Here is a 12,111-nt window from a genome sequence, read left to right as displayed (position 1 = left end):
CAATTTAAAAAACTTTCGAAAAAATTATTTAATTTCTAATATCGATAATAACTCATCTTTCATGAAAAGTAATTTAGCTTTCAATTCATGAGCATGCTCATCTATAACAATTTTCTCACCATTATTTATCTGGTGGATCTCATGTTCTAGTTCATGGTATTCATCAAACAATTCTCTAAAATGAGAATTGCTTATTTTTAACTGATGAATTTTATCCTGATATTCAGGAAATTCGTGCAATAAATTATGTCTTTCCATACTTTCTTAAAATTTAAGTTAAATATAAGAAATTTTAATCTAATGACAATCAGGAGTTTGCTGTATAAATAAACTCATATTGGAGGGAGAAACGTAAGGAATTCCTAATCCCAAGCCTCTCAAAATAAATAGAGCGCCAATTAATATCGCAATATAAGGAATCACCTTTTGTATTTTATTTCGGGTAGCAACGGTCAAAAAAGAATTTAAATAGACAACGCTACTCATCATGGGAACGGTTCCTAAACCGAACAGAATCATATACAACACCCCAAAACTGACACTTTGCATGGCTATAGCGCCAAATAGAGCGACATAAACCATACCGCAGGGCAAAAAACCATTGAGTAGGCCTATTGTAAATAATGATTTGTAACTCTTGTTTTTAAATTGGCTTCCAAGAGTTTGCTTAATTTTAGAAATTAATCGAAAAACTGGCTTCGAAAAATTATATTTTGCAAAAGTCTTCTCTGGAATTAAAACAATTAAAATCATGGCTACACCAATAAAAATTGACATTTTTTGTTGCATTCCAGCCATAAAAAAACCTTTGCCAACTAATCCGAAAATTAAACCTATAGAAGCATAAGCCGTTAATCTTCCTATATGATAGCTAAGAATTTGAGTAACTTTTTTAGCAGGATTATTTCTATCAACCGGCAACATCATAGCTATTGGACCGCACATTCCTATGCAGTGAAAACTACTGATTAAACCAAATATTAAAGCTGTATAGAGCATTTATGCCAAAAGTTTTAAAGTCGAAAATAAATTTACCAAACCCGATTCTCGAAAACCGGAAGAAAACTAATTGATATAAATTGTTTTCTTGCTAAGGTATTTTTTGCCTTCATATTGCCATTCCATATTAAGGTCCCATTGACCGCCTACCAAATTTGATTTAGGTATGAGCAAAGATGGATTAGAAATCGAAATTGGGATTTCGAAATCAAATTTTTTATTAGACGGTCTATAAAGGGACACTTTTCCTTTGATTTTACTAGGCACAAACGCATCCGGAAACACAATCGTAATTCCTTCTATTGTATTTGTTATAATAGGTTTTTCAGCTAAATCTTGCGCATTTTGCGCTCGTATCATCTCTTCGTCAAAACGAGCATCATGTTTGTAATATTCTTCGACAACCAATTCATTATCATATTTTGAATTTGATTGTACTTTAATAACAAAATATAAAATGAAAGACATAAACAACACAATTGCAATGACAATACCTGTTCCCCAATTAATTTTCATAATTCTAGTTTAAAGTTTGAAGTAAAAATCTTCAAATTAAATGTTTCTTTTAGTCAAAATTTCGCGGACTTAAAAAAGTGGTTGTAGTGGTTTCAACTTTATCTGCACCATTATAAACCTCGATTTTTAATTTCGTCTTATCACTTTCCAATAAATATTGGGGGATTTCAACAAATAACGTCCCGCTTTTCATTCCTTGTTTTGGCACCGCAAGCGTTTGGTTTCCTACAACCTTTAATGTTCCTTTCAATCCAATTAATTTGAAATGAAGATCTTTAAAATCATTATTGGTCTTGTTAATAATTTTATAGGTAAACACATTACTAATGCTCTCTCCTTTATGCTGAAAAAGCTGCCCCGGTAATCTTAAAATAGTTGCTTCGACATCTGTTCGTAAAAACATTAATCCTATCAAAATACCTACTAATATGGTCAATATTGCGGTATAACCTTTCATTCTGGGCGTAAACTTAAAAGGTTCTTTTTTCTCTATTTCATCTTCCGAAGCATAGCGTATAAGTCCTTTTGGCAAGCCTACGCTTTCCATTATCACATCACATTCATCAATACAGGCGGTGCAATTCACACACTCCAATTGAATTCCGTTACGGATATCTATACCTGTTGGACAAACATTGACGCATTGCTTACAATCAATACAATCTCCTTTTCCGGAAAGAAATCTGTCCTCTTTTTTATTAAATTTAGCTCTTCCTAATTCTTTTTCTCCTCGAACGAAGTCGTAAGCAACATTAATCGACTTATTATCTAAAAGAACTCCTTGCAATCTTCCGTAAGGGCAAGCAATAATACAAACCTGTTCTCTGAACCATACAAAAACGAAATAGAAAACTCCCGTGAAAATGAACAAAGCAATCAGTGTGCTAATATGATTCCTTGGTCCTTCTTCTATCATTTCTATCAAGGCATCACTGCCGATAAGATAAGCCAGAAAAACATTAGCTATACCAAAAGAAATCAACAAAAAGAGCGTCCATTTAATTCCTTTCTTCCTTATTTTTTCGGTATTCCATTCTTGTTTAGACAATCGCATTTGTGCGCCTCTGTCACCTTCAATCCAATACTCGATTCTTCGAAAAACCATTTCTAGAAAGATTGTTTGTGGACAAATCCAACCGCAAAAGATTCGACCAAAAATCACCGTAAAAAGAATGACAAAAACCACTCCTACAATCATAAAAAGAACGAAAATGTAAAAATCCTGTGGCCAAAATGGAAATCCAAAAATATTAAAACGACGCTCCAGAATGTTAAACATCATGAATTGATTGCCATTAATCTTTAAAAATGGATTAACAATTAAAACAATCAGTAAAAAATAACTAACCCACTTTCTGTATTCATAAAACTTCCCCGAAGGTTTTTTTGGAAAAATAAATTTCCTTTTCCCTTCTCCATCAATTGTACCTATGGTATCTCTAAATGTTTGATCCGGTAATTTTGACATTTTTGAATGTTTTAACTTATATTAAGCAATACTATCTGCTATTTATTTTCTTCGACCCAAACCTCACCTTCTGCGGCTTTTGGATCTTTTGGGTTGCTTCCTTTCAAGGACAATATATAACTGGCTACAGCCTGAATTTCTTTTGGCTTTAAATTCCCTTTCCAGGCAATCATCCCTTTTCCGTCACGGCCACCATTTGAAATAGTATGGAAAACTTCTTTAATTCCTCCACCTAAAATCCAATTTTCATCAGTTAAGTTTGGTCCTATTTGCCCTCCTCCATCTGCTCTATGACAAGCAGCACAATTCGTTGCGTATATTGTTTCGCCTGAAGCGAATTCTGCTGGATCTGTCAATAAGGTCACTGTTTTTTCATCCATCAAATCGGGAGCGGTTTTCATATATTCCGCAACATCAATCTTGGCTTGAGCCAACTCTTTTTTAAGTTCCATTTCTTGGTTATCACCATCTAATATTTCAAACTTAACAAGGTAAACAGCCGAGAAAATAATGCAACCGTAGAACAAATAAACCCACCAAGGCGGCAAATTATTATCTAATTCCTTGATACCGTCGTAATCATGATTCAACAATAGGCTGGCTTCATTTTCGATAGGTTCCGTTTTGGTTAAGCTTCGCATTAATTTCTTATACCATTCCTTTTCCCTATAGCTCAAATTATTTTCTTCCTCTAATTTTGCTTTCTGATCATCAGTAAGCAACTGATAAGTAATATTATCAATAGCACCTATTGTAATTTCTATCGCTATCAAAAGAAAAAGAAATACAAATAAAAACAACGATACCATTGGGTATTTTAAAAATGCCGGACGATCACCCGAGTCAATAAAATATTCCATAGCACCAAATATGGCGAAGAAAATCAACAGTACTCTTAGATATGCTGGAATTAATTTTTTCATTTTAATTATTTTGAAATTATACTATTAATTATCGTTCAATGGAATTTGACTCAATTCATTAATTTTGTCCTTCTTATAGAATGCAACCCATAGACCTAGTCCCACAAAGAAGAAAAAGAAAATTAATAATGATAGTATCGGATAAATCGCAACACCTGCGATTGTTTCCATGTTATGTTTTATTTGTTCGAACATGACTTTAGTTTTTACTTGTTGTCTTTTACTTTAATATCGGTTCCTAACCTTTGTATGTAAGCAATTAATGCAATGATTTCTCTTTCATGCATAGGGACAAATTTTTCTCCTTTGGCCTCTGCTTTTTTCTTGCTGTTTTCATAACTTTTTACAAAGTCCGGATCTGAATGAAGGTTGTCTTCAATCATTTGAGATTGCTCCTTGATTGTATTTTTAGCATTGGCAATTTCAGTATCAGAATAAGGTACCCCTAGGTCTCTCATCACTTTCATTTTAGTCTCAATATCCGAAATATCTAAAGCGCTATTATCAAACAACCATTTGTAACCCGGCATGATTGATCCTGGCGAAGTACTTTGCGGATTCCACATATGATTAAAATGCCAGTTGTCATTATATTTACCACCAACTCTCAATAAATCGGGTCCGGTACGTTTTGATCCCCAAAGGAAAGGATGATCATAAACAAACTCTCCTGCTTTTGATTGTGGTCCGTAACGTTCTACTTCACTTCTAAAAGGACGCACCATTTGAGAGTGACAACCCACACAACCTTCACGGATGTACAAATCACGACCTTCTAATTCTAAAGGAGAATACGGTTTTACACTAGCAATGGTAGGAATATTAGATTTCACCATAATCGTAGGAACAATTTGAATAATTCCTCCAATCAGAATAGCTACAGTTGCCAAAATTGTCAATTGAATTGGTTTTCTTTCTAGCCAAGGATGGAATTTTTCTCCCGCTACTCTACCGCTACTGATTTTTTGCAATTCAGGAGCTTCTGCCAATTCGTCTTCGATAGTTGCATTTGCCTTAACCGTTTTTACAATATTATAAACCAAGACAAACATTCCTATGATATACAAAGTACCTCCGGCGGCGCGCATCCAATACATTGGCATAATTTGCGTTACCGTTTCAAGGAAATTACCGTATGTTAATGTTCCGTCAGGATTAAATTGTTTCCACATAGAAGCTTGTAAAAACCCAGCCACATACATAGGAAGCGTATAAAGTATAATTCCTAAAGTTCCAATCCAGAAGTGGAAATTTGCTAATTTAAGTGAGTACAATGGTCCTTTTGACATTCTTGGGACCAACCAATAAATCAAACCAAAAGCCATAAATCCATTCCAAGCTAATGCCCCAACGTGAACGTGAGCAATAATCCAATCCGTAAAGTGCGCTATAGCGTTTACATTTTTCAAAGACAACATCGGTCCTTCAAACGTTGCCATACCATAACCTGTAATTGCAACTACAAAAAACTTCAATACTGGCTCTACACGAACTTTATCCCAAGCACCACGCAATGTCAACAAACCATTAATCATACCTCCCCAAGATGGAGCAATTAACATTACAGAGAAAACTACACCTAAGTTCTGAGCCCAATTTGGCAAAGCAGAATATAATAAATGGTGTGGACCAGCCCAGATATATAAAAATATTAATGACCAGAAGTGAACAATTGACAAACGGTAAGAATATACAGGACGATTAGCCGCTTTTGGAATAAAATAATACATCAATCCTAAAAACGGAGTAGTCAAGAAAAAAGCTACTGCATTATGTCCGTACCACCACTGAACCAAGGCGTCCTGAACTCCTGCATAAACAGAATAACTCTTCATTCCAGAAACTGGCAATGCCAAACTATTAAAAATATGCAATACCGCTACCGTTACGAAAGTAGCCAGATAGAACCAAATAGCTACGTATAAATGACGCTCTCTTCTCTTTAAGATTGTTCCGATCATATTTATACCAAAGACAACCCAAATTAATGTAATAGCAATATCTATAGGCCATTCTAGTTCAGCATATTCTTTTGATGAAGTATATCCCATAGGCAACGAAATTGCCGCAGCCACAATGATTAATTGCCATCCCCAGAAATTAAGATTACTCAGAAAATCACTGAACATTCTCGCCTTTAGTAATCGTTGCAAGGAATAATAAATCCCCGCAAACATTGCGTTTCCTACGAAAGCAAAAATTACTGCATTAGTATGCAATGGCCTTAATCTACCAAAACTCAACCAAGAGATTCCGTCGGTAAGATTGGGGAATAAAAAAAGTGTGGCTAATAAAAGTCCGACAACCATACCCACTACCCCAAAAACAATGGTAGCGTAAATAAACTTTTTTACAATTTTGTTGTCATAATAAAACTGCTGCATTTCCATAATTAATTTTGTTTTTCTTCTGTTGTTTGTTTTTCTTTTTTGGATGTGATCTTGATTTCGTCGTCAAAAAGCATTCGGACCGATGGTGTATAATCATCGTCGTATTGACCACTCTTAACAGCTGTAATGAAAGCGATAAAAAATGCGACAGCTACAAATATGCTGATGGAGATTAATAAATAAATGACACTCATACCTTAATTTTGTTTTACAAAGTTAATCTGCTTGTTTTTTAAAAAATATGACAATTGTCATACTTGTCTTTTTGGACTAAATTAACGAGAAATTATTAAGAAACATATTATAATTTTAATTCTTATTTTTTTCTCGCATAATAATTACTCATCACTGTCACAAAACTGACAATCGTAATTGTACTTAAAGGCATGATAATAGCCGCCACCAATGGCTTTAAATTTCCTGTAATAGCAAATGACAGTCCTACAACATTATATAGCAATGACAAGACAAAACTCATCTTAATAGTTGTTATCGCTTTCTTGGATAATTTTAAAAAATAATACAATTTCTGAAACTCATTAGCTTCCAAAATAGCATCACAAGCCGGTGAAAAAACATTGACATTTTCAGAAATAGAAATACCTACATTACTTTGAGCCAAGGCTCCGGCATCATTCAGTCCATCCCCTACCATCATTACATTTTTACCTTCTTCTTGTAATTTCTTGATGAATTCAAGTTTTTGTTCTGGTTTTTGATCAAAAATCAATTCAGTTCCTTCAGGCAAAAGTTTTTCTAAAGAAGCGCGCTCGCCTTCATTATCACCAGACAAAACTTTAATTTGATAATTCTCTTTTAAAGTTTTGAAAAGAACTTCTAAACCTTCCCTATATTGATTGTTAAAAACATACTTACCATAGTAAACGCCTCCAATTTGAATATGAACAGCTGTTTGTAAAATGGTATTCCCTTCAGTTTTTCCAACAAAAAAAGCAGAACCAACTTTGACCTCATTCCCATCAATTAAAGCCTGAATTCCTTGTCCCGTGACTTCCTTAAAAGCTGTGGTTTGTGCTTTTCTGCCTTCAGGCAAAAAGTCATACAACATTCGGCTAAGTGGGTGATTGGACGTTCGAAGCAAATTCTTAACCAATATCAAATTCTCATCAGAAAGTAGCTCTCCTTCGTAAGAGATATTTGATTTTTTATTAGTCGTAATGGTTCCTGTTTTATCAAAAACAATTGTATCTACTTTAGCAAGTTGCTCGATAACCAAAGCATTTTTAAGGTAAAATTTCTGTTTACCCAAAATACGCAACACATTCCCCATCGTAAAAGGAGCAGTCAATGCCAAAGCACAAGGACAGGCCACGATCAATATTGCCGTAAAAACATTAAAAGCAGTATTGGTGTCAATAAAAATCCAATATCCAAAAGAAACAAAGGCAATTAATAATAAAATAGGCGTAAAATATCGACTTATGGTATCAGTGATACTTTTGTATTTTTGCTCTACTTTTTTCTGAAAAACATCATTACTCCACAACTGTGTAAGATAACTTTGTGAAACCGAATGCAACACTTCCATTTCGATCACTTTCCCGATTAACTTTCCTCCTGCAAATATTTTATCGCCTGAATTCTTAGTAATTGGAATCGCTTCTCCTGTTACAAAACTATAATCCACCGATGCATTTTCGCTGATTAAAATACCATCTACCGGAATCAATTCTTGGTTTCTAATGAGTAATCTGTTTCCTTTTTCGATATCATATACCGGAATACTTTCTTCCGAAGTATCGCTGTTAATTCGAGTGATTGCGATAGGGAAATAAGATTTGAAATCTCTTTCAAAACTCAAGAAACTATAGGTTTTTATTTGGAACATTTTCCCCAATAACATAAAGAAAACCAATCCTGTTAAACTGTCAAAAAAACCGGAGCCATAGTCAAATACAATATCAACGGTACTTCGTATAAACATGATTATAATACCCAAAGCAATTGGAATATCAATATTCAACAAGCCCGATTTAATACTTTTATAAGCCGAAACATAGTAGCCACTGCCCGAATAAAGGAAAGAAGGCAATGCCAAAGCAAAAATTAGCCAGCGAAAAAAGGGTTTGTAATTATCCAGCCAAAACTCCTTGACCTCAAAATATTCCGGAAAAGACAATAACATAATATTGCCAAAGCAAAAGAAAGCAACTCCCAGTTTATAAGTCAAACTCCGGTCGATACTCTTCTTTCCTGTTTCATAATTTTCTAAACTGATGTAAGGTTCATAACCGATAGAACTCAGTAAATAGACTATTTCCTTTAGAGAAACTTTCTCAGGATTGTACGTAATGCGAACTTTCTTTTCAGGAAAATTCACCTGAGAAACACTAATTCCGCTTTGTAAACGCTGTAAGTTCTCCAATATCCAAATACAGGAACTGCAATGAATATGAGGAATACTAAGCGAAACTATTGCAGTAGTATCCTCTTTAAATTCCAATAATTTTGAAACGATAGTTTCATTATCGAGAAAATCATATTTCCCTTTAATTTCTTGTGGTGTTGCCCCTGGAGATTTTTCGAAATCATAATAGCATACTAAATCATTTAAACTGAAAATTTCGTAAACCGTTTTGCAACCGTTGCAACAAAATTTCTTCGCATCAAAAACAATTTCTTCCTGCTTTACAATATCTAATCCACAATGGAAACAATTTTGTGTATCCATAATTATTTTGCTCATTATACCTTGCACAAAGGTTACCAATTTAAATAGCTAAAAAAATGACATTTATCATGTATTTTTTTTTAAATTTGTATGAATTTTATCTTTTATAATGAGTAAATGCGAACAATGTATCGTTAGAGAATTCAGTTCACTGAAAGCTTTAAACAAAGAAGAACTTTTAAAAGTAGCCAATTGTAAAACCTCATTTACAATTAAAAAAGGGGAACCTATTTTTGGCGAGGGTGATAGTATTAATGGAATCTATTGCATAAAAGAAGGTATTTGCAAACTATCAAAATTGAGCGCAAATGGTAAAGATCATATCGTTAAGTTAATTAAATCCGGAGAACTGCTTGGTCAACGTTCTATGATAAGCGATGAACCCGCCAATTTAAGTGCTGTTGCTCTTGAAGACATGGAAGTTTGTTTTATTCCAAAGGCAGAAATCATGGGCTTTTTTGACAAAAACAATCAATTCTCGATGGATGTAATGAAAAACATTTGCGGAGATCTGAAAGAATCTGATGATCATATGGTGGCTATGGCGCAAAAAACGGTTAAGGAACGCTTGGCGCAAACTTTGATTCACCTTGCTGAGAATTTTGGCAAAAATGAAGATAACTCCTTACACGTTCAATTATCTAGAGAAGAATTAGCCGGAATGATTGGTACTGCAACAGAAAGTTGTATCCGTTTATTGTCTGATTTTAACAAATTAGGTTTGATTGAATTAAACGGTAAAAAAATCACCCTGAAAGAGATTGGCAAATTAAAGAAGATGGCAGAATAAAAGCATTATGATTTTGATTGCAGATTTAAGAATGATGATTAACGATTTTTGATTTCAGCTAAATCTGAAATCAAAAATCGTTAATCTTAAATCACAATTTCTTAGCTTCTTCCCAAATGAGAATATTTGAAAATTAAAAATTTTCTAACTCCTATTTATTTGGAAGCCGCTTCGCTTCTTCCCAAAAAACATCCATTTCAGCCAGGGTCATTTCCATTAAAGGCTTACCTAATTCTCCTGCTTTACTTTCTAAATATTGAAAACGTTTGATAAATTTCTTATTAGTTCGTTCCAAAGCATCTTCCGGATTCACATTTAAAAATCGCGCATAATTAATCATCGAAAAAAGAACATCGCCAAATTCGGCTTCAATAGCATCTTGATTTCCTTCTTTTACCTCATCTTGTAGTTCTTGCAATTCTTCCTGAACTTTATCCCAAACCTGATGTGATTCTTCCCAATCAAAACCAACTCCTTTCACTTTATCCTGAATCCTGCTCGCTTTTACTAATGCCGGTAAACTTCTTGGAACACCTTCAAGAACTGACTTTTTACCTTCTTTAAGTTTTAATTTCTCCCAGTTTTGCTTGACTTCTTCTTCATCTTTCACAACAGTATCGCTGTAAATATGAGGATGACGATGTATTAATTTATCACAAATTTCATTGCAAACATCGGCAATATCAAAGTCTTTTGTTTCGCTCCCAATCTTGGCATAGAAAACGATATGCAATAACAAATCTCCCAACTCTTTTTTAACTTCATTCAAATCATTATCTAAGATGGCATCACCAAGCTCATAGGTTTCTTCGATAGTAAGATGTCTTAAGGTTTGCAAGGTTTGCTTTTTATCCCAAGGACATTTCTCTCGCAAATCGTCCATAATATTCAATAACCTCTCAAAAGCCTGTAATTGTATTTGTCTTGTATTCATTGCATTTGGTTTTTAGTAAAAATAAGAAATCCTGCAGTCTAATAATTATAGAAAGCAGGATTTATTTATTAAAAAAAGGAAAAATTATTCTTTAACTTTTTTAGCTTTTTTTGGTTTTTCAGCCACAGCTTCTTCATTTTCTGCTGCTGCTTCAACTGTCTCAGTTGCTACTGGAGCTTCATCAACTACCAAGCCTTTAGACTGAATTGTATTATACCAATTTAATATTTTTTTGATATCTGAAGGATATACTCTTTCTTCATCATAATCAGGTAGAATTTCTTTGAAATAAGCTGCTAAAGTAGCATTATCTTCTTTATGAGAAATTGCCGGACCATTACTTTCTTTGGCAGCAATGCTTTTCATAATTTCTGCCAATGGTTTTTCTCCCTCGTAAGTATAAATAGAAATTTCAGACAATAAACTTACATTACTTTTTAAATTTACTGTAATCTTTTTTCCATCAGATAATGATTCAGCTACAAATCCAGTACGCGTTTGCACTTTTAATATGTATAAACCTGGCTTTCCCGAAATGGATAATATTTTTTCTAAATTCATTTTTTTTAAATTATTATTAAGAAATCAATTCGTGTTATTTTTTTGCTAAAAATCAAAAAGTATACCAAAAACAGACAAGAAATAAATTATCTTCCCTTTTTACCAAAGAATTTCATTCGATATTCTTGGAATGTTTTGCCATCCATGATATTTTTTAGTTTCTTTTGAATTAAGCGTTTTTTTAGAGACGAAATTTTATCTGTAAATAAAACACCTTCAATATGATCGTATTCATGCTGAATTACTCTGGCAATCAATCCATCAAAAACATCCGTTTTCATCACAAAATCTTCTTCACAATATTCGATAGTAATTCGCTCTTTTCTAGACACATCTTCACGAACGTCTGGTATACTTAAACAGCCTTCGTTGAAAACCCACTCTTCTCCTTCTTCTTTTAAGATCTTTGCATTGATAAAAGTACGTTTGAAACCTTTCAATTCTTTTATTTCTGAATCTTCTAAATCTTCGTCTTCACTAAAAGGTGTTGTATCGACAACAAACAAACGAACTGCCATACCAACTTGAGGAGCGGCAAGACCAACACCACAAGCATTATACATCGTTTCGTACATATTAGCAATCGTTTCTTTCAAATTAGGATTTTCAGATGATATTTCTTCTCCTACTTTTCTCAAAACCGGATCACCATATCCTATAATTGGTAAAATCATTGTTGTTATATTAAGTATTATCAGCCATAAACTAAGGGATTAATCCTTTTATTTAGGATTGGCAAAAATAGTAAATTTTTAGACAATGGTTAATCTCAAATTGATAAATAGTGCTTTTTTATAATTTAATTATAATTCACAGCCATTTATCCTATGGATAAATC

At 33.5% G+C, this 12,111-nt stretch carries 13 protein-coding genes; 1 reads left to right on the top strand and 12 read right to left on the bottom strand.

Annotation, left to right across the window (positions count from 1 at the left end; all coding sequences use genetic code 11):
* Nucleotides 1-24: 24 nt before the first annotated feature.
* The 9 genes from ACMDB5_RS08050 to ACMDB5_RS08010 form a co-directional block, all read right to left on the bottom strand.
* Nucleotides 25-258, bottom strand: a complete 234-nt coding sequence (locus ACMDB5_RS08050; protein ID WP_413997743.1) for a YdcH family protein — start codon at nucleotides 256-258, stop codon at nucleotides 25-27.
* Between the two features lie 39 nt (nucleotides 259-297).
* The gene (locus tag ACMDB5_RS08045) at nucleotides 298-999 is read right to left on the bottom strand and encodes a sulfite exporter TauE/SafE family protein (RefSeq protein ID WP_413997742.1); all 702 of its coding nucleotides are present in this window, start codon (nucleotides 997-999) and stop codon (nucleotides 298-300) included.
* 66 nt (nucleotides 1,000-1,065) lie between these two features.
* Entirely contained in the window at nucleotides 1,066-1,515 is a 450-nt protein-coding gene (locus tag ACMDB5_RS08040) for a FixH family protein (protein WP_413997741.1), read from the bottom strand.
* Between the two features lie 49 nt (nucleotides 1,516-1,564).
* Nucleotides 1,565-2,983, bottom strand: a complete 1,419-nt coding sequence (gene ccoG, locus ACMDB5_RS08035) for a cytochrome c oxidase accessory protein CcoG (RefSeq protein WP_413997740.1) — start codon at nucleotides 2,981-2,983, stop codon at nucleotides 1,565-1,567.
* Nucleotides 2,984-3,021: 38 nt separating this feature from the next.
* Complete coding sequence (locus ACMDB5_RS08030; protein ID WP_413997739.1) at nucleotides 3,022-3,906, bottom strand: cbb3-type cytochrome c oxidase N-terminal domain-containing protein; 885 nt, start codon at nucleotides 3,904-3,906, stop codon at nucleotides 3,022-3,024.
* A gap of 24 nt (nucleotides 3,907-3,930) precedes the next feature.
* The gene (locus ACMDB5_RS08025) at nucleotides 3,931-4,101 is read right to left on the bottom strand and encodes a CcoQ/FixQ family Cbb3-type cytochrome c oxidase assembly chaperone (RefSeq protein WP_413997738.1); all 171 of its coding nucleotides are present in this window, start codon (nucleotides 4,099-4,101) and stop codon (nucleotides 3,931-3,933) included.
* A gap of 11 nt (nucleotides 4,102-4,112) precedes the next feature.
* Nucleotides 4,113-6,296, bottom strand: coding sequence for a cytochrome-c oxidase, cbb3-type subunit I (ccoN, locus tag ACMDB5_RS08020; RefSeq protein WP_413997737.1), 2,184 nt, complete (start codon nucleotides 6,294-6,296; stop codon nucleotides 4,113-4,115).
* Between the two features lie 2 nt (nucleotides 6,297-6,298).
* The gene (ccoS, locus tag ACMDB5_RS08015; protein WP_230061523.1) at nucleotides 6,299-6,490 is read right to left on the bottom strand and encodes a cbb3-type cytochrome oxidase assembly protein CcoS; all 192 of its coding nucleotides are present in this window, start codon (nucleotides 6,488-6,490) and stop codon (nucleotides 6,299-6,301) included.
* 122 nt (nucleotides 6,491-6,612) lie between these two features.
* Nucleotides 6,613-8,988 (bottom strand): heavy metal translocating P-type ATPase, encoded by a 2,376-nt coding sequence (locus ACMDB5_RS08010; protein WP_413997736.1) that lies wholly within the window; start codon nucleotides 8,986-8,988, stop codon nucleotides 6,613-6,615.
* Nucleotides 8,989-9,097: 109 nt separating this feature from the next.
* Between ACMDB5_RS08010 and ACMDB5_RS08005 the strand changes: the two genes are divergently transcribed.
* Nucleotides 9,098-9,778, top strand: a complete 681-nt coding sequence (locus tag ACMDB5_RS08005; RefSeq protein ID WP_413997735.1) for a Crp/Fnr family transcriptional regulator — start codon at nucleotides 9,098-9,100, stop codon at nucleotides 9,776-9,778.
* Nucleotides 9,779-9,929: 151 nt separating this feature from the next.
* Here ACMDB5_RS08005 and mazG read toward each other — a convergent pair whose 3' ends face one another.
* From mazG to def, 3 genes are all read right to left on the bottom strand, one after another.
* Nucleotides 9,930-10,712 carry a nucleoside triphosphate pyrophosphohydrolase gene (gene mazG, locus ACMDB5_RS08000; RefSeq protein WP_413997734.1) on the bottom strand — a complete coding sequence of 261 codons (783 nt, stop codon included), beginning with the start codon at nucleotides 10,710-10,712 and terminating at the stop codon, nucleotides 9,930-9,932.
* An 84-nt stretch (nucleotides 10,713-10,796) separates the two neighbouring features.
* Nucleotides 10,797-11,273 (bottom strand): DUF5606 domain-containing protein, encoded by a 477-nt coding sequence (locus ACMDB5_RS07995; RefSeq protein ID WP_413997733.1) that lies wholly within the window; start codon nucleotides 11,271-11,273, stop codon nucleotides 10,797-10,799.
* Nucleotides 11,274-11,359: 86 nt separating this feature from the next.
* Nucleotides 11,360-11,947 (bottom strand): peptide deformylase, encoded by a 588-nt coding sequence (def, locus tag ACMDB5_RS07990; RefSeq protein WP_413997732.1) that lies wholly within the window; start codon nucleotides 11,945-11,947, stop codon nucleotides 11,360-11,362.
* Nucleotides 11,948-12,111: the final 164 nt, after the last annotated feature.

The organism is Flavobacterium sp. W1B (assembly GCF_047344965.1).
Classification (GTDB): domain Bacteria; phylum Bacteroidota; class Bacteroidia; order Flavobacteriales; family Flavobacteriaceae; genus Flavobacterium.
The sequence above is the reverse complement of the archived record's forward strand: the minus strand, read 5'-3'. Positions and strand labels throughout refer to the sequence as shown.